Annotated in this window: 16 protein-coding genes and 1 other annotated feature; of the genes, 12 read left to right on the top strand and 4 right to left on the bottom strand. The window is 37.5% G+C overall.

The annotated features are described in order from the left end of the window. The first annotated feature begins 161 nt into the window (after positions 1-161). From ace to IGK82_RS04655, 3 genes are all read left to right on the top strand, one after another. Positions 162-2,186 carry a collagen-binding MSCRAMM adhesin Ace gene (ace, locus tag IGK82_RS04645; RefSeq protein WP_123836432.1) on the top strand — a complete coding sequence of 675 codons (2,025 nt, stop codon included), beginning with the start codon at positions 162-164 and terminating at the stop codon, positions 2,184-2,186. A gap of 124 nt (positions 2,187-2,310) precedes the next feature. After that, positions 2,311-3,906 (top strand): ATP-binding cassette domain-containing protein, encoded by a 1,596-nt coding sequence (locus IGK82_RS04650; protein ID WP_010709326.1) that lies wholly within the window; start codon positions 2,311-2,313, stop codon positions 3,904-3,906. Between the two features lie 69 nt (positions 3,907-3,975). Continuing rightward, the gene (locus tag IGK82_RS04655; protein ID WP_010709327.1) at positions 3,976-4,710 is read left to right on the top strand and encodes a class I SAM-dependent methyltransferase; all 735 of its coding nucleotides are present in this window, start codon (positions 3,976-3,978) and stop codon (positions 4,708-4,710) included. On the opposite strand, the gene IGK82_RS04660 is transcribed toward IGK82_RS04655, so the two are convergent. From IGK82_RS04660 to IGK82_RS04675, 4 genes are all read right to left on the bottom strand, one after another. Next, complete coding sequence (locus IGK82_RS04660; protein WP_002358048.1) at positions 4,707-5,108, bottom strand: YxeA family protein; 402 nt, start codon at positions 5,106-5,108, stop codon at positions 4,707-4,709. The two genes, IGK82_RS04655 and IGK82_RS04660, sit on opposite strands and share 4 nt — an antisense overlap. 109 nt (positions 5,109-5,217) lie before the next feature. Beyond that, positions 5,218-6,570 (bottom strand): amino acid permease, encoded by a 1,353-nt coding sequence (locus tag IGK82_RS04665; RefSeq protein ID WP_002382100.1) that lies wholly within the window; start codon positions 6,568-6,570, stop codon positions 5,218-5,220. Between the two features lie 171 nt (positions 6,571-6,741). Next, entirely contained in the window at positions 6,742-6,927 is a 186-nt protein-coding gene (locus IGK82_RS04670) for a hypothetical protein (protein WP_002358046.1), read from the bottom strand. A 485-nt stretch (positions 6,928-7,412) separates the two neighbouring features. Further along, positions 7,413-7,700, bottom strand: a complete 288-nt coding sequence (locus tag IGK82_RS04675; protein WP_002386008.1) for a hypothetical protein — start codon at positions 7,698-7,700, stop codon at positions 7,413-7,415. Positions 7,701-8,069: 369 nt separating this feature from the next. Between IGK82_RS04675 and IGK82_RS04680 the strand changes: the two genes are divergently transcribed. The 9 genes from IGK82_RS04680 to pheT all read left to right on the top strand — a co-directional run bounded on the left by IGK82_RS04680 (position 8,070) and on the right by pheT (position 23,495). After that, on the top strand, positions 8,070-8,831 hold the full coding sequence (locus IGK82_RS04680; protein ID WP_002360596.1) for a (Fe-S)-binding protein: 762 nt from the start codon (positions 8,070-8,072) through the stop codon (positions 8,829-8,831). Between the two features lie 12 nt (positions 8,832-8,843). After that, on the top strand, positions 8,844-10,316 hold the full coding sequence (locus IGK82_RS04685; protein WP_010709328.1) for a LutB/LldF family L-lactate oxidation iron-sulfur protein: 1,473 nt from the start codon (positions 8,844-8,846) through the stop codon (positions 10,314-10,316). Next, positions 10,309-11,028: a LutC/YkgG family protein gene (locus tag IGK82_RS04690; RefSeq protein WP_002361597.1), complete on the top strand. Its 720-nt coding sequence runs from the start codon at positions 10,309-10,311 to the stop codon at positions 11,026-11,028. The genes IGK82_RS04685 and IGK82_RS04690 overlap by 8 nt, the downstream gene beginning before the upstream one ends. 220 nt (positions 11,029-11,248) lie before the next feature. Then, positions 11,249-11,797, top strand: a complete 549-nt coding sequence (gene lepB, locus IGK82_RS04695) for a signal peptidase I (RefSeq protein WP_002358039.1) — start codon at positions 11,249-11,251, stop codon at positions 11,795-11,797. A gap of 110 nt (positions 11,798-11,907) precedes the next feature. After that, positions 11,908-15,498: a PD-(D/E)XK nuclease family protein gene (locus tag IGK82_RS04700; RefSeq protein ID WP_010709329.1), complete on the top strand. Its 3,591-nt coding sequence runs from the start codon at positions 11,908-11,910 to the stop codon at positions 15,496-15,498. Then, positions 15,491-19,285, top strand: coding sequence for a helicase-exonuclease AddAB subunit AddA (gene addA, locus IGK82_RS04705; protein WP_010709330.1), 3,795 nt, complete (start codon positions 15,491-15,493; stop codon positions 19,283-19,285). The genes IGK82_RS04700 and addA overlap by 8 nt, the downstream gene beginning before the upstream one ends. A gap of 69 nt (positions 19,286-19,354) precedes the next feature. Beyond that, complete coding sequence (locus IGK82_RS04710) at positions 19,355-19,699, top strand: winged helix-turn-helix transcriptional regulator (RefSeq protein WP_002358035.1); 345 nt, start codon at positions 19,355-19,357, stop codon at positions 19,697-19,699. A 43-nt stretch (positions 19,700-19,742) separates the two neighbouring features. Beyond that, positions 19,743-19,961 (top strand) — a binding site (T-box leader). A gap of 56 nt (positions 19,962-20,017) precedes the next feature. Beyond that, on the top strand, positions 20,018-21,064 hold the full coding sequence (gene pheS, locus IGK82_RS04715; protein WP_002360588.1) for a phenylalanine--tRNA ligase subunit alpha: 1,047 nt from the start codon (positions 20,018-20,020) through the stop codon (positions 21,062-21,064). A 7-nt stretch (positions 21,065-21,071) separates the two neighbouring features. Continuing rightward, entirely contained in the window at positions 21,072-23,495 is a 2,424-nt protein-coding gene (gene pheT, locus IGK82_RS04720; protein WP_430605157.1) for a phenylalanine--tRNA ligase subunit beta, read from the top strand. The last annotated feature ends 8 nt before the right edge of the window (positions 23,496-23,503 follow it).

A 23,503-nucleotide genomic window follows, 5' to 3' on the forward strand; every position in this document is an offset into this window, starting at 1 on the left:
CATAATAAAACGTTTTCCTTAGGAAGTGAATTAGAAATTTAAAAAAAGGCTACTTAAATGAGCATTAATATTGTGCGAGACATATCTTTTTGCTATTGTCAACTTCTGAAAAAGACCACTAAGTGGAAAAAATAAGAGAAAAGAAGGGTGAATAATTTTTTATGACAAAAAGTGTAAAATTTTTAGTGTTACTGTTGGTAATGATTCTACCAATTGCGGGGGCGTTATTGATTGGTCCAATTTCGTTTGGCGCCGAATTGAGCAAAAGTTCAATCGTTGACAAAGTAGAATTAGATCACACTACTTTATATCAAGGAGAGATGACCTCAATTAAAGTATCTTTTAGTGACAAAGAAAATCAGAAAATAAAACCTGGCGATACTATTACTTTAACTTTACCAGACGCACTAGTTGGAATGACCGAGAACGATGGTTCACCACGAAAAATCAATTTAAATGGTTTAGGGGAAGTTTTTATCTATAAAGATCATGTTGTAGCAACATTTAACGAAAAAGTTGAATCTTTACATAATGTGAACGGGCATTTTTCTTTCGGGATTAAAACGCTTATCACCAATAGTTCGCAACCGAATGTGATAGAAACGGATTTCGGAACAGCAACGGCGACTCAACGTTTGACGATTGAAGGAGTGACTAACACAGAGACTGGCCAAATTGAGCGAGACTATCCGTTTTTTTATAAAGTAGGCGATTTGGCTGGAGAGTCAAATCAAGTACGTTGGTTTTTAAATGTGAACCTCAATAAATCCGATGTCACAGAAGATATTTCAATTGCGGATCGACAAGGAAGTGGTCAACAATTAAATAAAGAGAGTTTTACATTTGATATTGTGAATGACAAAGAAACTAAATATATTTCACTTGCCGAGTTTGAGCAACAAGGTTATGGCAAAATTGACTTTGTGACAGATAACGACTTTAATTTACGTTTTTATCAGGATAAAGCACGCTTTACTTCCTTTATCGTCCGTTACACTTCGACAATCACAGAAGCAGGCCAACATCAAGCAACATTTGAAAATAGTTATGACATCAATTATCAACTAAACAATCAAGACGCAACGAATGAAAAAAATACATCACAGGTTAAAAATGTTTTTGTAGAAGGCGAAGCAAGCGGCAATCAAAATGTGGAAATGCCAACAGAAGAAAGTCTAGACATTCCTTTAGAGACAATAGAAGAATGGGAACCAAAGACACCTACTTCGGAACAGGCAACAGAAACAAGTGAAAAGACAGACACAACAGAAACCGCAGAAAGCAGCCAACCAGAAGTTCATGTTTCACCAACAGAAGAAGAAAATCCAGATGAAGGTGAAACACTAGGCACGATTGAGCCAATCATACCTGAAAAACCAAGTGTGACAACTGAAGAGAATGGCACAACGGAAACTGCAGAAAGCAGCCAACCAGAAGTTCATGTCTCTCCAACAGAAGAAGAGAATCCAGATGAAAGTGAAACGTTAGGTACAATTGAACCAATCCTACCTGAAAAACCAAGTGTGACAACTGAAGAGAATGGCACAACGGAAACGGCAGAAAGCAGCCAACCAGAAGTCCATGTGTCGCCAACGGAAGAAGAAAATCCAGATGAAAGTGAAACGTTAGGTACCATTTCACCAATCATACCTGAAAAACCAAGTGTGACAACTGAAGAGAATGGCGTAACAGAAACGGCAGAAAGCAGCCAACCAGAAGTTCATGTCTCTCCAACAGAAGAAGAAAATCTAGATGAAAGTGAAACACTAGGCACGATTGAGCCAATCATACCTGAAAAACCAAGTGTGACAACTGAAGAGAATGGCGCAACAGAAACGGCAGAAAGCAGCCAACCAGAAGTTCATGTCTCACCAACAAAAGAAATTACTACAACTGAGAAAAAACAGCCATCCACAGAAACAACTGTGGAGACAAATAAAACTATTACATCAAAAAATCAACCACAAATACTAAACGCTCCATTAAATACATTGAAAAATGAAGGAAGCCCACAGTTGGCTCCCCAACTGCTTAGTGAACCAATTCAAAAATTAAATGAAGCAAACGGGCAACGAGAACTTCCCAAAACAGGCACAACAAAAACACCGTTTATGTTAATAGCAGGAATACTGGCAAGTACATTTGCCGTTTTAGGTGTAAGTTATCTACAAATCAGAAAGAATTAACAATAGAAAAGCCATCCAGCTTTCGCTGGGGGGCTTTTCTATTATCTGGAGATAAATTGCTGATAGGCGCCAATCAAAAACTATGCTACAGTAAGGTATGTACTGCTCGAAAAGGAGGGAGTAAATGACTAAAAAAATATGGTCGCACTTTCAGAAAAGCTTCACTTGGTACATTTTGATTGGTGTGATTGTTTCATTATGTAGTGCTTTAGCAATTTATTTTTTTCAACAGTTGTTAGATCATTATCAAAAAAGTTTCCAACTAGGGTTGTTAGTAGCGTATGGAACGACAATTATTTTAATTCCGCTATTGTCTTACTGTGAACAGAAACCGAAAGCTTACTTAACTAATGGCATCTATTTCTATTTGAAGAAATTAAGTTTAATAAAAATGAGCAAGATTTCCTATGAAGAATATCTAAAACTGGGAGCGGGAGCTTTACTACAAAAAGTAGAAGTTGGTGCAGCAGCTGGGAGAAATATCCACTTGAATTTTTATGGACGCTTATTTCGAGAGCTAATTCCAGAGACGTTATTTAATTTGTTTTTCATAGCATTGATTGATAAAAAATTACTGCCAGCAATTCTAATTGGTTATGTGATTGTATTTATTTTAACCAAAATGCTTTTGAAAACGCTACAAAAAATGAAAGAAAAAACACTTATTTCTGAAGAAGCAATGAATGCTACTTTGATACGAGGGATGACAGAACTAGTAACTTTTAGAATTAATCGAAAATATAAAAAAGAGATTGAAAATTACGCGTTAATGGCAGAGGAAAATAGTCAAAATATAACAAAAATGACTATGATCCATGAATTTTTCTTTGGCTTTTTTGCCTTGTTAGTAGCACTAATCAAAGTAAGTATTGTCGTACTTAGTTTTACTAACGTCGTGACGCTAAGTTTAGGTGGACTTGTAGCGATAGTGATGTATATCGATCGAATTTATACGCCGATAGCCATATTTAATGTTTTATTTGTTCAATATAATTTGGATAAAGTAGCCTATCAGCGCTTGGAAGATTTTTATAAAAAAGAAGATGATCCTGACTTAGCGGTTTCTGGCAAAGCGTTACCTGAAATTCAAACAATTTCATTAAAAGATGTGTGTTTTAGCGTAGATAGTCAAACGATTATGTCCCAACAAAATCGACAATTTTCAATGAATAAAACCTATGGCTTGATTGGAAAAAGTGGGACAGGTAAATCTACCCTGATTAAATTGATTTTAGGATTATTGAAGCCGACAGAGGGGACAGTTTATGTGAATCAATTTCCTCTAACACAATTCAATTTGGAAGATTATTATGAAAAAGTTTTTTATTTATCTCAAGATGTGCCAATATTTCAAGGAACGTTGAAAGAAAATATTGTATTGAATCAAGAAATTTCTGATGAACAAGTAATTGAAGCTATGTATCGTTTTCAGTTGGGGGAACTTTATGAACGGTTACCGGAAGGTTTAAACACTATTGTGAGTGAAAAAGGAATGAATTTTTCTGGTGGCGAGAAACAACGGATTGCTTTCACACGCTTAGCATTTACACAAGCAGAGATCCTTATTTTAGATGAGGCGACTTCTGCATTGGACGAAAAGACCGAAGAAAAAGTGTTACAAGAAGTACAAAAATTTACCCACAATAAGTTGACTATTTTGGTTACTCATCGACCTAAAACTCTGCGATTTGTAGATGAAATTATTGATTTAAATGAGTGAACTTGTTAGCTCTTTGGCGCTTCTTTTGCTACACTTTTTATAAGAATTGAGAGAAAGGGGCAACTGTTGATGAATAATAATGAGCAAGAATTAGCGGAATTTTGGGATGAATTTGCAGAAGAATATGAAGAAATTCAACAAGAATCGCCATTTCCAATTGCCCGAGAATTACGTGATTTCTTGGTCCAAGAAGATCTTTTTCCGTGTCAGACATTTCTGGATATCGCAGGTGGGACGGGACGATATTTACCTTTTTTTCAAGAGCAAGTCACGGAGTATACGCTAGCCGATATTTCTCAGAGAATGTTGGAGATTGCGGAAGCAAAAGCACAAAGCAACGTTGTTTTTCTTCACCAAAGCCAAGAAAGACTGATTGAGACTGGGAAAAAATTTCAAGTCGTTTTTTCAGCGATGAACCCTGCTTTGGATACGCCGGAAAAAGTTAATGCATTGTGCCAATTAAGTGAAGAATGGTGTCTTATATTTCGGCTAGTGGAAGAGCAAGATTCGTTGTTTTCTCCTTTTGAGCAAGAGAGCAACCCGCAGTTAAAATGGATGGCAAAATACAAAGCATTTCTAAAAAAAGAACAGCGACCTTTTTTCACAAAAAAATTTTTCTTTGAAGCATCAGAAGCTATTTCAAAAGACTTTTTCCGCAACTATTTTGAAGAACAATGGTCAGTTCCAATTTTAGAACAACGCATACAAGAAATTTTTGGTTCTCATGAAATTAAGCAAAATCAGCGTACCATTATTTATGAATTAATTACGATTCCATGTAAAAAAACAACCAGCGATGACTAATTATCGCTGGTTGTTTTTCGGTTATTTAATTGTGCGAAAGCTTTTTCTGGAATCTCTTTTTTATCAATTTTGACAGGAGATTGGATGATTCTTTTTTTACTAATGGTTGCTTCTATGTAAGCATTTGGTTCCAAAGGTTGAGGATTTTTGTCTGTCCGTTCGTAATCCATGACTTGTGTTTTTCCATTACTTTTAACAAAAGTTAGTCGATAGTGTAAAGAATATTGGCCATCTATGCTTTTTTGATTGTCATCTACTGTTTGTTTTCGTTCAGGAATTTCTAGAGGAACTTGTGCATAGGCTTTTTCACCCTTATATGTATCTGCATAATAACGATAGCCTGTATAACCACCAACAATAAATAAGCCAATAAATAAAATAGCGCCGATTTTTTTCATTTTTTCTCCTCCTAACAATTTACAAAAATAGCATAGCAAAAGAAGAAGGAGATGGAACATCGAAAAAACGAACAGTTATCTTACAAAACTGTTCGTTTTTTTGGTCTATTTAGCTTTCATCAGAGAGTAGAAAGGAATCATTTTTCTTACGATAACTAAAGAAAATAACAAAGTACAATAGGCCTGTTAAAAGAGTGACGCCTAACGAATTTGTAAATAAGATGCCAATAAAGATGAGACCTAAAATGATTAAAGCAAGGAGATTAATACTTTTTTCAAAGAGAGACCCTCGTTTTAAAGACAGAACAAACGCCGCAGCGCTAATTAAAATCCAAATTAGCAAGACAGTGTAAGAGAGAGAACCGGCTAAGTAACCAAATAATTCATCGCCAACAAAATAAGAAAGAATAACGCCCAGATATAAAACACTGGCGCAGAAGAAAACTGAACGTTGAGGTACTTGGTGCTTGTTTAAAACCGCTAGTTTACTCATGGGTCCTTTTTTATCTTTTAAGCGAAAATATAAAAGGCGAGAAGAGGCGTATACCCCAGAATTAATAGAAGAAAACAAGGCTAAAATAATCACAAAATTTACGATGTCAGCAGCAAAAGGAATATTCATTTTTTCAAAAACCATAACAAATGGACTCACCGTTGTGCCTGCTAATGTATTCCAAGGGAAAATAATCAAAAGTAAGAATAATGGAATGATATAGAAGGAAATAATCCGTCCCATCACACCACGAATCGCTTTAGGAATGGCTTTTTTAGGATCATCTGCTTCACTGACAGTAATCGCGATTAATTCTGAACCGCCATAAGAATAAATAACTACTAATAAAGAATTAACTATACCTTTCATGCCATGTGGGGCGAAGCCACCATGATCGGTGATACTTTGTAAAGTAGGGAAGACACCACTGCCTAGCATTTGTTGTCCCACCAGATAAACACCAAAAATAATTAACAAAATGATGACACTAATTTTAGCAAACGCCAACCAATATTCTGTTTCTGCAAATAAACGAACCGAGTAAAGATTAATGAGCGTCGTTAAAATAGCTAAAATAAAAACAAAAAACCAAGCAGGAATATTAGGAAACCAAAGTTGTAAAAAGGAAGCTGCGGCAACCGCTTCTGCGATAATATTAATTGTCCACATGGAATAATAAACCCAATCAATAAAATCAGCAGAATGTGCACCTAAAAATGGTCGAACCAAGCCAGACAAACCATGATGTGTGTCTCCGCCATCTAAAACAAGTTTTCCTAAACCACTCATGACGATGAAGAGAACAGCACCGCCAATTAGAAAGGCGATTAAAACAGAAGGACCAGCAATACCAATTGCTTCGCCACTTCCTTTAAAAAGACCTGCGCCAATCGCTCCCCCTAAGGCTAACATCGTAATGTGGCGCGAGCTTAATTGTTTTTTTAAGGTTGTTTGTTGTGTTTCACTCATAGGATTCTCCTTTAATTGAAAAAAAATAATATGAAAATAACTTTCTTTATTATATACAATTTTCTGACAATTACAACTATTCTGTCAATGAAAATGAAAAAATAAGTGAAAAATATTATGAAAATAAAAAAATCGAGCAATTTAAGTGATTAAAATCGCTCAATTTTTTTATTAATTTTTATTTTTTAATAGAGTCATAATTGTTAATGGAACAGTAATGACTACATAGCCGATGATACTAGCCACTACTAAATAAGCTATAGGACTCGAGAAATTAAATAAGTCCGTTAAAAGTATTGCGACAATCATTGAAATAGCATAACAAATGAATAATTGAATAAACCGCTTTGCAGACAAAAAATCACCTCTTCCTAATTAGTTAAAGTCTCTTTTCAATCATTTAGTATACACCTGAAAAGAAGAATAAACTATCATTAATTAAAAGAAAAAGTGAAACAACTAGCGGATTTTTTGTTCAGCTGATTATCTTAAGAATTAGAAAATGAGGTCGGGACAGAAGTGTTTAACTCCTAGAACCAAGTAGGTACTGTTTAACATCTATTTGCTTTGCAAATAGTGTTTCTCAGCAATAAGAAGGGATTTCTGAAAATTGTTCTATAATTTTTGGAGACCAAGTAGGTATTGTTCATCATCGAATCACTACGTTCTTCGTGATTTTCAACAATTTCGGCTTATTTCCGAAGGACCTTCAACTCTTAGAGGTTTAGCTCTTAGAAGTTGTTGAGAACGAAGCAACGCGTAGTGTTGCTTCTGTTCCCGCCGTTTATCAGTTTTTGAGCGTGAAGTAAAAATCCAAAGTGATTTTTATCCCACGCCCATTTTCATTTATGACGTTGGCTTCGTGTAAATTGAGAAGTCTCGTCCTCTCTAGTGGTTGGTTGTTGTGTTCGTTGTACGGCTTGCTTTTCCGGCTCGCTCTTTTTGGCAACATCAGTCACAACATTTGGCTTCTGAGAAGGGGGGACAGTTGTTTTTTTGTTTAAAGTTGGCGTAGTTCTTTTTGTTTCTTTCTTTTGTTTCTTTTTATTATTTTTATCATTTCCAGTGACTGTCAAATAGATAATCAGAAAAATCATTAGGATCGTTGCAACAATTAATAGAATAAACATGTTAAATGAAATGAACATGCATGGACCTCGTTTCTCGTTTTTTCTTAGTTTACCAAAATTTCAAAATTTCGTCACTCTTTTCTTCAGAAAAAACGAATTTCAAAGGGGTTAAAAGAAACTTTTATAAAAAAGCCTCCTTTTTTGTGTGAAAATGCACAAAATTTCTGGAATCGTTTGCTGTTAAAACCAGATACTGGTAAAATAATTATTGTATAAGAATCATTTTAAAAAACGATTTTTGTTACAAATAACGTATTTGTTGAAAAGGCACTGTGAAGTAGTTAGAGACGACAGCCAAGTGACTTTTAATGACAGCCGCCCAATTAATTTCATGGAGCCTTTTCGTAGAAAACGAGGAGGTTATTTTGCGTGAAAGTGAGTATATTTTCGACATGCGTGGTGGATCTACTTTTTCCAAATGTAGGGCAAGCAATGGTAGAGGTTTTGGAACGTTATGGCTGTGAAACGGTTTTACCAACAAGCCAAACGTGTTGTGGTCAGCCAACGTACAATAGTGGCTATGTGACAGAGAGCACGACAACGCTTAAGAATCAAATTGATAGTTTTGACGGTGCCGATTATGTGGTGGGACCTGCGGGGTCTTGTGTCGGCATGATGAAAGAATACCACAAATTTTTAGCAGATGATCCTATTTATGGACCAAAAGCACAACGTTTAGCTGAGCGAACTTATGAGTTTAGTCAGTTTCTTTATCGTGTCTTAGGGGTCAAAGATGTTGGCGCAACGCTATATGGGAAAGCCACTTATCATCGTTCTTGTCATATGACGAGAATTTTAAATGAACGAGAATCGCCCTTTGTTTTGTTGGATCATGTGAAAGGATTAGAAATGATTCCTTTAGGACATCTTGAAAATTGTTGCGGATTTGGCGGAACGTTTTCAGTGAAAATGCCAGCTATTTCTGAACAAATGGTGACGGAAAAAATGAACGATGTGATTGATACAGGCGCAGAAATTTTAATTAGTGCGGATATGGGTTGCCTGATGAATATCGGGGGTAAATTCAATCGTGATGGGAAAAAGATTAAGATTATGCATATTGCAGAAGTCCTTAATCACGAAGTGGATGAAGCACGCATGGATCAACCGCAAATCATATCGGTAGGGTAAGGGGGAAGAACTGTGGGATTATCAACGAGCAATAAGCCGTTAAGTGAACGAATTGAAGAAAGTAAAAAAGATGTGTTTATGCAAAAGGCTGTCGCCAAAGCACAAGATGCCCAATGGGAGAAACGAGAAGGTGCGCGGGAAGCTTTAGGCAATTGGCCACAATGGCGTGAACTGGGAGAACAAATTCGCCAACATACAATTCAATATCTGCCTGACTATTTAGAAGAGTTCAGTGATAACGTCGCCAAACGAGGTGGCAAAGTCTTTTTTGCTCAAACCGCCGAAGAGGCCAATGAATATGTGAAACAAGTGGTTCTAGAAAAAAAGGCGAAAAAAATTGTGAAATCTAAATCAATGGTGACGACCGAAGTCGATATTGATCCAATGTTATTGGGATTAGACGATGTCAGTGTAATGGAAACAGACTTGGCGGAATTCATTTTACAAATGGATGACTGGGATGAGCCGTCACATATTGTTTTCCCAAGTATTCATAAAAATCGCGAACAGATTCGTCAGGTTTTTGCGAAAAAATTAGGGTATCAAGGGGATAATGACCCGGTAAATTTGGCACGCTGTGCACGAGAAGTGATGCGCAAATTCTTTTTGGAAGCGGAGATTGGCATTACAGGTTGTAATTTCGCTATTGCGGATAGCGGCTTAATTAACTTAAATACAAATGAAGGAAATGCTGATTTGACCATCAGTATTCCTAAGACACAAATCGTGTTAATGGGGATGGAAAGAATCGTACCAACAATGCGTGAAGCAGAGGTTTTAGATAACCTTTTAGCCAGAAGTGCTGTTGGTCAAAATTTAACAACGTATGTGACGTTTGCCGGGCAAAAAAATGCGGATGAATCCGATGGTCCAGAAGAATTTCACGTGGTCATTTTGGATAACGGACGTTCAAAAGCGTTAGGAACAGCCTTTCAGCCAGTCTTACAGTGTATTCGTTGTGGGTCTTGTCTGAATGTTTGTCCGGTCTATCGCCATATTGGAGGGCACGGTTATGGCTCTATTTATCCAGGACCAATTGGTGCTGTGCTTTCTCCAATTTTAGGTGGATATAAACAGTTTGGGGAATTGCCTTATGCGTCTAGTCTTTGTGGGGCATGTACGGAAACGTGTCCTGTGAAAATTCCATTGCACGAATTATTAATTGAACATCGTAAAGTGATGACCGATGATCTGAAAATGAAACATGGATTTGAAGATTTCCAAATGCGTATGGTAGGTAAAGCCACTGGTTCACCAGCAATGTTTAAAGCAGCCATGAAAGTCGATCATGCTGCAGCGGGCATTTTAAGTAAACAAAAAGACATTACTGTTGAAAACATGTACAATAATGGGGGCTACCTTGATAAAGGACCAGGGTTAGTAAAAGGTTGGACCGATGTTCGTGATTTGCCAAGACCACCAAAATCTTCAGAAAACTTCAGAAGTTGGTTCAAAAAACATCAAGAAGGTGAAAAAAATGACTAATGAAGCGATTCAAAATCGAGAACCTTTTTTACAAAATCTACGAGAAAAATTAGGCGTAGAAAAACAGCCTGTTTCGGCCCATCCATTTGAGCCAGTTAATCATTTACCAGAAGAACAGTTGGCAGATAAAACACCAGCAGAGCTATTAACGATTGTGAAAGAACGTGTGGAAACGATTCACACGAACTTAGTGGAAACCACACAAGAAAATTTACTGACGACGATTCAGCAAATTGTTGCTGAGTTTGGTGGGGGCAATCTTTTATTGCCAACAGATGCACGTTTTGAAGCCTATGGATTAGCTGATTTAGCTAAGTCATTAGAGGCTGTTTCTGTTAAGCAATGGCAACCTGGAAGTGAGCAACGAGAAGCGAATATTCAAACAGCTGCTCAGGCAAATATCGCGATTGCCTTTGCTGAGTTTTTACTAGCTGAATCAGGAACGATTGTGGTGGAGTCCAATGCGGGGCAAGGCAGAGCTTTACACTTTTTACCGAAGCATTACATTTCAATTATACCGTTTAGCAAACTCGTTCCACGTTCGACTCAGCCAGCAGCTTTTTATACAGAAAAAATAGAAAAAGGTGAAAAAATCGGCTCAGCGATTCACTTTATTTCAGGGCCTTCTAATTCAGGAGATATTGAAATGCAACTGGTTGTCGGGTTGCATGGTCCTTTAGAAGTTTGTTACGTGGTTGTGATGGATCGCTAAAACGCTAGAAGCATAATCAATTCAGCCCTTTTTAGAATTGATTATGCTTTTTTTATGAGCAGGATCAAAAAAGTAAGAATCAAATTTGAAAGAAATACGTTTTTTTTCTGACCATTTTGTAAAAAAAGCGTACATAAAAATTAATTGGGTGTTAAGCACTATAGGATTGATTTACTTTGTGGTAGAATATGAGACATAAGATAATAAGGTTTTTGGAGGAATGAGTTTGAAATCAAAAGAATTAATTAAAACAGTCGTCTTTTTTGCCTGTTTAGCTTTGGGTCTGTTTTTACTGAGACAATTTGTATTTACGCCTGTCGTAGTGAGAGGTCATTCAATGGATCCAACGTTAGCAGATGGTGAACGGGTAATTACGTTAAAAAACACAGAAATTAATCGTTTCGATATTATTACTTTCCCAGCGCCAGATGAACCAGATAAAAATTATATTAAACGTGTGATTGGTTTACCTGGAGATACAATTGCGTACAAGGATGATACGTTGTACATCAATGGAAAAGAAGTTGACGAACCCTATTTAGATGAATTTAAAAAAGCCTTAACAGATGGTCAACCTTTGACAGGCGATTTTTCATTAAAAGAAAAAGTACCAGCAGATAGCTACTTTGTTTTAGGTGATAATCGACGGAATTCAAAAGACGGTCGTGTCATTGGTTTTATTCATAAAAAAGATATTTTGGGTGAAGTGAAATTTGTGATGTGGCCATTCTCACGGTTTGGTCCAATACCAGAAGTGTCAAAACAATAAAAGAGACAATGAGTAAAAGAGAAGGACGGAAATGTGTAAAAACAAACACATGTTTCCGTCCTTCTTTTGTGGTAAAATAAAGGCAGTGCAAAGGAAAAGGATGTGAAACCATGAGTGTGCAGTTTATTAGAGGAACCGCCGTGGCAGACTTAGAAGCGCCACTTATACAGGCGACAAAACAATGGCTAGAGGAAGACGCACAGCATGAAGTATTCTATTTAGTCCCGAACCATATTAAGTTTGAGCAAGAAATTCAAGTCTTGCAAAAGTTACGTCAATTACAGACAACTACGTCTGATTCAATAACCAGTACCCGTCTGCAGGTTTTTAGTTTTTATCGTTTGGCTTGGTACTATTTACAACATACACCTTTTTACTCGGCAGATGTTTTATCTGATGCAGGCGCTGCGATGATTTTCCGCAAAATTTTAGTAGAAGCAGAAGAAGAGTTACAAATTTTTAGAGGTGAAATTAACAAGCCCGGCTTTATTCAGCAACTATTTCAGCTTTATCAAGAAATGCGCGAAGGCAATATTGAGATTGCGGAGCTTTATCCATTTTTAGAAAAACAAACGGAGAACCCTAAAGGACAAGATTTACAACTTAAGTTTCAAGATTTAACGTTAATTTTTACGCGATTCCAATTACAAATGAGTCAGTATGGCTATGAATCAGCGGAGATTATTCAACATTTAAGCGAGTATTTACAAACGGTTGATTTGTCGAATGTTCAATTCGTTATTTCAGGCTATCAGCAGTTTACTGCCAGAGAATTAAAGTTGATTGAAGTGCTAATGGCGCAAGCAGGTTCTGTGAAAGTAGCCCTCGTATTGGACAAACAATATCCGCATGACTTACCTGATCCGCGGTCGTTATTTTATGAAGCGGGACAAACCTATCATCAGCTTTATCAACTAGCAAGACAGAAGCAAATCCCGATTCTTTCAGATTATGTGGAAAAGAAAGAGGTATTAATTACAAATCCAGACTTGCAAGGATTAAACGATTATTGGATTCAATCGCAAGAACACCTGCCTCCATTAAGCACAACTGACTGGAGGGGCGATGGCTTATTTCTGTGGCGTGCTGAAAACGTTAAAGAAGAATTAACACATGTTGCAACCGAAATTCGCCGTTTAGTAGTGGAAGAAGGGTATCGGTACAAAGAAATTCAGGTGTTGACTCGTGATTTAGATTGTTATGAAAATTTATTAGAACCGATTTTTGCGGAACACGAGATTCCTGTTTATGTCGACCGAGATATGGCTATGGATCGTCATCCTTTAGTCGAATGGATTGAATCTTTATTTGCTATTCATTCGTACAATTATCGTTATCGCGATGTGCTCCGTTTTTTGAGAACGGAATTATTTATGCCAATGAATCAACTCGCTACTTCTGAAGAAAGCTTGACTGATTGGTTAAACCAACGGAACGCTTGGCGCAGAAAAGTTGATATTACCGAAAATGTAGTCCTGGCATACGGCTATGAAGGTTATTATTGGTCACAAGAAAAAGATTGGGAATTTATTCGGTATGATTTTGAAGCGGAAGAGCAAGAAGATGTCGCTACGATGGAAGAAGAGTCAAATGCGATTCGTCAATCGCTTCAACGGCTGTTACCTAGTTACTTTCAAGCAATGATAAGTGCCAAAACTGGTTTGGAAGCAGCGACCGTCTTCTATCACTTTTTACTGCAAAGTGGTGTGGCAACACAATTAAAAATGTGGCGCTTACAAGCTATCGAAGCCGGTCAACTAGAAACAGCTCGTAACCATGAACAGACTTGGGATGCATTGATGTCGTTACTAGATGAATACGTCACTGTTTACGGAGAAAGTTCGTTTGATTTTACAACGTTTCAAGAAATATTTGTTAGTGGCTTGGAAGGTTTGCACTATAGTAAAGTGCCGACAGCGATTGACCAAGTACAAGTTCGCGCAATGGATTTAACTCGACCTGGCGCTGCCAAGGTTACTTTTGCTATTGGGATGACGGAAGAAATTTTTCCACAAAAGATTGAAAATAAAACACTATTGTCTGATGAAGAACGTCAGACAATCAATGATACTTTAACGGAAAACCAATATTTACGTGGGACAACTGGGCGCAAAATTGCGCAAGAACCGTTTGTTGCGTATCTCGTCTTTTCTTCAGCGCGAGAACGGTTATATTTAACCTATCCAAGTGTTAAAGACACCGCTCAAGAAGTCAAACCGTCTCCTTATTTTAAAAATATCCAAAAAGATTTAAATTTGCCCGTTTTTGAAAAAAATGAAACAACCATTTTCGATGATGAAACGACCAGTTTAGCCCATATTAGTACGTATCGGACGTTAATCGGTGAATTAACGCGTTTGAAAAGACAACGGAAAGAAACACAAGAAGCATTGTTGCCTTTCTGGTTAAATATGGAAAAAGCGCTAATGAACCAATCAATTGCGCCGCTAGCCAAGCAAGTTTTCGAAAGTTTAACGCATCAAAATATTCCTGAAAAGATTGATGAGGTCTTAGCAGAACCTTTATATGGTAAAGATATTTATACGTCCGTTTCTCGGATGGAGAGTTTTTATCGCTGTCAATATCAATACTTTTCTCGCTATGGCTTACGTTTGAAAGAAAGAGATGTCTTTGGGCTTTCGCCAGCAGCTACAGGGGAATTTTTCCATGAAGCATTGGATCAGTTCTTTAAATTATTGATTATGAATCAACGGAACTTATCTGAATTAACCGATCAGGAAGTCAATTTATTGGCGGAGGAAGTACTAAATAGTATTTTAGGGGATGCACGTTTTTCTGTATTAACGACCTCTAGTCGCATGAACTATATTCGCTATCAATTGAGTCAAACAATTAAAAAAGTCAGTTGGGCGCTGAAACGTCAAAGCCAACGAAGTGGCATGACGACTGTTCAAACAGAAGTGTTATTTGGCCAAATTGCCGCTAAAAAAGGAATTTCTGGTTTGGAATTACCATTAAAAAATCAAGGGAAAATTCATGTTCGGGGAAAAATCGACCGGATTGATCAATTGGTTACCCCCGAATCAACCTATTTAGGTGTGATTGATTATAAATCGAGTCACCGTAAATTTAATATGACAGAAGCGTATTACGGCTTAGCCATGCAAATGCTGACGTACTTGGATGTGGCTTTAATGGATGCTGTGCAATTAGTTGGTCAAGAAGCTAAACCTGCTGGCTCACTTTATCTGCATGTACACAATCCTACGTTATCTTATGAAGGCAAAGACGACATTGAACAACAAATGCTTAAAAAATATCAGTTTGATGGTCTTTTGATGAAAGACCCAGATTTATTGGATCATTTAGATACGAGTCTGCAAGCTAAACAAAGTTCGTTGCTGTTTCCGATTGAAGAATCCGCCAAAGAACAAATTAAACCTGGTCGTCGCCAAGAAGATAAATTTGTGACAGAACCAGAACTAGGCGCGTTGCTTTCCCATAACCGAAATAAATTTATTGAAGCGGGGAATCAAATTATTGGCGGCGAAGTTCAACTTAATCCCGCTTATCAAGGCAAGGAACGGATTGCTTGTCGCTATTGTCCGTTTCGAAGTGTCTGTGATTTTGATGTGATGCTAAAAGAAAATAATTATCATCGTATTGAGAATTTATCCAAAGAGGAAATTATGGCGCGCTTGTTAAACAAAGATGAGGAAGGAGCAACCGAAGATGAGTAAAACAATTCCACTACGTCCAGCCAATGAGCAATTCACCGACAGTCAATGGCAAGCGGTGTTTGATGGCGATGAAAATATCTTAGTTTCTGCTTCGGCTGGCTCAGGAAAAACCACCGTTTTAGTCCGCCGTGTCATTGAAAAAGTCAAAAGCGGCGTCGATATCGATCGTCTCTTGATTGTGACGTACACTGAAGCCGCCGCCCGTGAGATGAAAGAACGTATCCAAGTGGCTTTACAAAAGGCAATGAATGAAGAACAAGATCCAGAAAGAAGACGGCATTTTTCTCGTCAAATTGCTCTTTTGCCAACAGCCAATATCAGCACGTTACATGCCTTTTGTTTAACTGTTATTCGTCGTTTTTATTATTTAATTGACATAGATCCAGTTTTTCGGATGTTAACAGATGAAACAGAAACATTGTTATTAAAAGAAGATGTTTGGGATGCATTACGTGAACAATTTTATGCGGAAAATCAAGAAGCGTTTTACCAATTAACAGCGAATTTTTCCAATGACCGTAGTGATGACGGACTCACTAACTTAATTTTTTCTTTTTATGAATTTGCCAAAGCCAATCCTGATCCAGAGGCGTGGATTAATGGCTTAACACAAGCCTACGAAGTAGGGGATCAGCTAGGCGAATCAAAGTTATTTCAGACGTATTTAAAACCGCTAGCCGTTGAGACGTTACAACGAACTCTTCAGCGTTACGAAGAAATGGTGACCTTAACAGAGGGCGAAGAGAAACTTCAAAAGATTTGGTATTTAGCTCAAAATGAAAAGGAACAAACAAAACAATTTTTACAATTTTTAGAGAGAAATGATTTAGAGAGCGCCTATAATTTGACTGAATTGTTGAGCTTTGACCGCTACCCAACGGTTCGTGCCGAAGAGTTGAAACCAACCGCGGAACAAGCCAAACAGTTACGAGAACAAAATAAAAAAGCGTTAAATGATTTGAAAAAGCAACTGTTTACACTTTCTCCAGATGCCATGAAACAAGTCTTGAAAGAGGCCACGCCCATTGTTCAAGAAATGGCTCACGTGGGGAAACAATTTATGGAGGCCTATGGCGCAGAAAAACGGCTTAAAAATTTAGTGGATTTTAACGATTTAGAACATTATACGTTAGCTATTTTAGCGAAAAATCAGGCAGATGGCTGGCATGCATCAGAAGCCTCGGTTTACTATCGCGAAAAATTTGATGAAGTGTTAGTCGATGAATACCAAGATATCAATCAATTACAAGAATCTATTTTGTATTGGTTGCGCCGCCCGCTTAGCGCAGAAGGAAACCTTTTTATGGTAGGAGATGTGAAACAGTCTATTTATTCTTTCCGCTTGGCAGATCCTACATTGTTTATTGAAAAATACAATCAGTATGGGCAAGGCAAAGAGGGTAAACGAATCATTCTAGCTGAAAATTTTCGTTCTCGCAAAGACGTTTTAGACTTTACGAATTTAGTATTTAGTCAATTAATGGATGAGCGAGTGGGCCAAATTGCTTACGATGAGTCAGCTGCTTTGGTTCATGGTTTTGATCAATTTTCGGAGGCGGCTGATTATTCAACTGAATTGCTAATTTATGAAAAAAAAGCAACAGAATCAGTTGAATTTCCAGAATTACAATCCCCTGAGTTGTTGATTGAAGATAAGACAGAAGGGGAACTTTACGTTACTGCTTTGAAAATTCGTGAATTAATTGACCAAAATTTCTTAATTTATGATAAAAAGCTGAAAACGGATCGACCGATTACTTATCAAGATATTGTCTTATTAACGCCTACGAAGAAAAATAATTTAACTATTTTAGATGTTTTTAAATCATTAGAAATTCCAGTTCAAGTCAATGATGCTCAAAATTATTTCCAAGCAACGGAAATTCGTACAATGATTGCCTTGCTTCAATTGATTGATAATCCCTATCAAGACATTCCTTTGGCAGCTGTGTTACGTTCACCAATTGTTGGATTAAAAGAAAACGAATTAGTGCTTATTCGTTTGGCTAATAAGGAAACCAGTTACTACGAAGCATTTTTAACGTTTAATCAAAAGATGGAACCAACCATGGAGGAAGCAGTTGTTCAGGAAAAAACTATACGTTTTGCTGAATCATTAGAAAAATGGCGGGAACAGGCTCGACGCAACCAGATTAGCAACTTGCTGTGGACGATTTATCGTGAAACGGCCTATCTTGATTATGTTGGCGGGTTGCCTGTTGGCAAACAACGTCAAGCCAATTTATATGCGTTGGTCGATCGGGCCGCGGCGTATGAAAAAACAACCTTCCGCGGATTATTTCAATTTGTTCGCTTCATCGAAAAAATGCAAGAAAAAGACAAAGATTTAGCGGAACCAGTCGTTTTAAGTGAAGAGAATGCCGTACGCGTCATGACGATTCACGCTAGTAAAGGGTTAGAATTTCCGGTGGTATTCGTTTTAGATATGACCAAAGAATTTAATGTCAGTGATTTGAATGAACGCTATATCTTTGAAGAAAATTTAGGGGTAGGCATTCGTTATTTACAACCTGAAGAACGAGTTATGTACGATACTTTACCATTTTTGGCGATTAAACAAGTACGATTGAGAAAATTACTATCTGAAGAAATGCGGAAGTTATATGTGGCGTTGACACGTGCAGAACAGAAACTTTTTCTGGTGGGCTCCTATAAAGACCAAGCGGCGATGTGGAAAGAGTGGCTGAAAGTTGGCGATGTAGAAACACTGGTGCTACCAGCTGAAAATCGCTTGCAAAGTAAAAGTAGTTTAATGAATTGGGTTGGGATGACATTGGTACGCCATCAAAAAGCCGATGAATATCAGCAAGAAGTAGTAGTAAGTAACGTTCCGCAAGTCAAAAAGCACCCAGCTAACTTTCATATTCAGTGGTTCAACGAAGAACAACTACGAGCAGCCATTCAGCAATTACAATTGCCAGAAAGACAAGCAGAGGATTTAGCCGAAAAAGCGCAATTATCTGCTGACAAAATCAATCGTGGTCTTGCACGGTTAAGTTTCAATTATCCGTTTGAAGTGGCTACTCGGACTACCAGTTATCAGTCTGTTTCTGAAATCAAGCGAGTATTTGATGACCCCGATAACAAAGAAATTGGTAAAATTGAGGTTCGGGAAGACAATACTATTCAAGCGCAACCGTTGATTGTCAATCGAATGATTGAAGGAGATTTAAGTAAGCCTAAATTTTTAGATACGGTTCAAGCGCCCTCAGCAGCTGAAATTGGGACAGCAACCCATTATTTATTACAACTAATTGATTTAAGTAAGCAACCTTCTTACGAGGAAGTGCGAGCTGTTCAAGAACGCTTAGTGGAAAATAAATTGATTTTACCAGCAATTGCTGAAAAAATGAATCTGGAACAAATCGTGGCCTTCTTTGACACCGCCCTAGGAAAACAATTGATTCAACACCATCAAACCGTTAGAAGGGAACAACCTTTTTCTATGCTGATTGAAGCAGAAGAGCTCATTCAAAATTATCCAGAAACGTCACAAGATGATTTATTAATTCATGGGATTATTGATGGCTATATCGAATTAGACAATCAATGCATTTTGTATGACTATAAAACCGATCATGTAAAAAGCACCTCTCCCCAAGCGATTTCTGAAATTGTCGAACGGTATCGCGGACAGATGAATCTTTATCGTAGAGCACTACAAGAGGCAACGCATAAAGAGGTGTCGCACGTCTATTTAATTTTATTAAATGGAGGAGTAATTATTGACATGCAGACAGGAAATGTTGTAGATTTTATAAAGTAGAAAAAATTAGAAGCAGAAACACTTACATTTTGTAAGGAATGTGCTATACTCATTGAAGAGGTGAGGAAGATGGAAAAAGTAAAAACAGAATCGTTTGTACTTTGTCCCAAATTTGAAAAATCATTTTCAATACTTGGTAAAAAATGGAATGGTTTAATTATTGATGTTTTATTAGAACGAGGTCCTCAACGTTTTGGCGAATTAAAAGAAAAAATTCCAATGTTAAGTGATCGTGTCTTAGTAGAGCGATTGAAGGAACTAGAAGCTGAAGGAATTATCACCAAAGCTGTTCGTTGCGGTGAAGGAAATCGCTTAGAATATTTCCTAACCGAAAAAGGCGAAGACTTGCAATTAGCAATGGAACAAATTCAACATTGGGCAGAAAAATGGGTAAAAGACGAAGAATGCAGTTGACCGCAAGCAAAACTTCTTGTAAACTAAACGTAATTAAATAACTAAAAAAACAGTGATGGAAACAAGTAGTTTGAATTGACGTGTTTTAGGGAGAGTCAGCCAGAGACTGGAAGCTGATTTACACAGTCACCAAGCGAAATTCACTTCCTGAGTTTGTTTGTTTTCAAGAAGAAAGCAAACCGGTAATTGCCGTTAAATGAAATGAGTGCATGACAACAATTTGTTATGAATTAGGATGGTAACACGATAGCTCGTTCCTTTGAAAGGAATGGGTTATCGTTTTTTTTAGTTTAAATAAAAGATAGAGGGGAACGCATAATGACATTACAAGCGCAATTAGAAGCTCTTAGAGACAATACGCTCAAAGAAATCGCACAAGTTGCTACTTTAAAAGAATTAAACCAAATTCGCGTAGAAACATTAGGAAAAAAAGGACCAATCACCGAAGTATTAAGAGACATGAAAAACCTTTCACCAGAAGAACGACCAGTGGTGGGGGGCTTTGCAAATGAAATTCGTGATTTATTAACAGAAGCAATTGAAGCGCGCAAAGTTGTTTTAGAAAACGAAGCGTTAAATGCGGCACTAAAAGAAGAAAGTTTAGATGTAACTTTACCTGGAAAACAAATGCCTCAAGGCACACGTCATATTTTGACACAAGTTATGGAAGAGATTGAAGATATTTTCTTAGGCATGGGTTATCAAGTAGTGGAAGGATACGAAGTAGAATCCGATCATTATAATTTCGAACGCATGAATCTACCAAAAGATCATCCGGCACGCGACATGCAAGATACGTTTTATATTTCAGATGAGATGTTAATTCGTACGCATACTTCACCAGTTCAAGCTCGAACAATGGAAAAACACGATTTTTCAAAAGGTGCATTACGAATGATTTCTCCTGGGAAAGTATTCCGTCGTGATACAGATGATGCGACACATAGTCACCAATTCCATCAGATTGAAGGCCTTGTTGTCGATAAAAATGTCACAATGGGTGATTTAAAAGGGACGTTAGAAGTCATGATGAAAAAAATGTTTGGTGAAGATCGTAAAATTCGTTTACGTCCTAGCTATTTCCCTTTTACAGAACCTTCAGTCGAAGTAGATGTTAGCTGTTTTAAATGTGGCGGCGCAGGTTGTAACGTCTGCAAACATACAGGTTGGATTGAAATTTTAGGTGCGGGGATGGTTCATCCAGATGTGTTACAAATGTCAGGGATTGATCCAACAGAGTACTCAGGCTTTGCCTTTGGCTTAGGACCAGATCGCGTTGCTATGTTACGTTACGGTGTAAATGATATCCGTAATTTTTATCAAAATGATTTACGTTTCTTAAATCAATTCAAGGTAAAGGAGTAGTTGAAAAATGTTAGTTTCTTATAAATGGTTAAATGAATATGTTAATCTTTCAAACGTTACTCCGCAAGAATTAGCGGACAAAATGTCTGTGACAGGTATCGAAGTTGAGGGCGTTGCTGTACCTGAAGAAGGATTAAAGAAAATTGTTGTCGGTGAAGTAAAAGAATGTGTTCCTCATCCAAACTCTGACCACTTATCAATTTGCCAAGTAGACATCGGTGAAGAAGAATTGTCACAAATTGTTTGTGGAGCACCAAATGTAAAAGCCGGAATTAAAGTCATCGTAGCATTACCTGGTTCAAGAATTGCAGGAAATCAAAAAATTAAAAAAGGTAAAATGCGTGGCGAAGTCTCTAACGGAATGATTTGTTCGTTAGAAGAGCTAGGGTATTCAGATAATGTCGTACCAAAAGCCTACGCTGAAGGGATTTATTATTTACCTCAAGAAGCAGTGAATGGGACACCTGTTTTCCCTTATTTAGACATGGATGATGCGATTATTGAATTATCAATTACACCAAACCGTGCAGATGCACTAAGTATGAGAGGGGTAGCCTATGAAGTTGGCGCAATTTATCGTCAAACACCTCAGTTTAATGATCCCGAACTCAAAGAAGATGCTTCAGATAACGTGGAAAATTACGTAACAGTGACTGTTGAAGATTCACAAGATGCGCCAGCGTATCAAATTCGTGTCATTAAAGATGTGACGATTGCAGAAAGTCCTCAGTGGTTGCAAAATCGATTGATGAATGAAGGAATCCGTCCGATTAACAATGTGGTGGACGTGACAAATTATATTTTATTATTATTTGGTCAACCATTGCATGCATTTGACTACCAAAAATTAGATAGCAAAGAAATCTTGGTTCGTCGAGCAACAGCAGCAGAAGAACTAATTACATTAGATGGTGAAACACGTCAATTAACAGAAGAAAATATCGTCATTACGAATGGAAAAACGCCTGTCGGCTTAGCCGGTGTAATGGGTGGGGCTAATTCTGAAATCAGTCAAGAAACAACAACTGTGGCTTTAGAAGCGGCATTGTTCAATCCATTGTCTATTCGCAAAACGTCTAAACAATTCAATTTACGGAGTGAATCTTCAAGTAGATTTGAAAAAGGCATCAACCAAGCGACAGTTGGGCTAGCTTGTGATGTGGCAGCCGCGATGATTGCAGAGTTAGCCAACGGAACAGTGGTCTCAGGCACTGCAATTGGTTCTGAAGTGGACGTTAAAGAAGCGCAGGTAGCTGTGACTTTAGAACGAATCAACCAATATTTAGGTACTTCATTAGATGAAGCAACGGTGAATGAAATTTTTGAAGCACTCGGTTTTGCTTATGAAGTAAATCAAGGCGCATATGAAATTACGATTCCACCAAGACGTTGGGATATTGCGATTGAAGCAGATATTATTGAAGAAGTGGCGCGCATTTATGGATATGATCATTTACCTTCAACATTGCCAAGTGGAGAAACAGTTGCTGGAAGTCTAACCAAAGCACAACGTGTTACGCGCCAATTAAAGAGCTTACTGGAAGGTCATGGTACGAGTGAAGCCATCAGCTATGCATTGACAACAGAAGAAAAATCCCGTCAATTTATGATGAAAGAAAGTCAAACAACACGTTTGCAATGGCCAATGAGTGAAGAGCGTTCTGTGTTACGTATGAACTTAATTTCTGGTTTATTAGATGATGTCGCATACAATGTGGCACGTAAAAATAATAATATCGCCTTCTACGAAGTAGGACGCGTTTTCTACCAAACAGAAGATCCAACAAAAAATTTACCTACAGAAGAAAATCACTTAGCACTTGCTTTAACTGGTAATACAATGGTTAAAGATTGGCAAACAAAAGCAACAGCCGTTGATTTTTATACAGTAAAAGGCTTAGTGGAAAGTATTGTAGCTGTTTTAGGATTAACAGAAAAAATCAGTTATCAAGCGACAACGGCGATTCCAGAAATGCATCCAGGCCGGACAGCATGGATTTATTTAGAAGGTGAAGTGGTTGGTTTTGTCGGACAAGTTCACCCAACGACAGCGAAAGCGTACGATATTCCAGAAACATATGTTGCTGAATTAAACTTGCAACAATTAGTAGCCATAGAAGCAGGCGGGGTTAATTATGAAGCAGTTTCTAAATTCCCAGCAGTTTCTCGAGACATTGCTTTATTAGTCGATGAAACAGTTACCAATCAAGAACTAGTTAAAACTATTTCAGATAACGCAGGTAAATATTTGAAAGAGATTCATTTATTTGATGTATATCAAGGTGAAAAACTAGGCGCTGGCAAAAAATCAATGGCGTATAGTTTAACTTTCGTTAATGCAGAAGCGACATTAGTGGATGAAGAAATTAACCGTTCAATGGAAAAAGTTGAAAAAGCGCTAATTGAAAAACATCAAGTAGAAGTAAGATAAAATAAAAA

Source organism: Enterococcus sp. AZ197 (genome assembly GCF_050556405.1).
GTDB classification, from domain to species: domain Bacteria; phylum Bacillota; class Bacilli; order Lactobacillales; family Enterococcaceae; genus Enterococcus; species Enterococcus faecalis.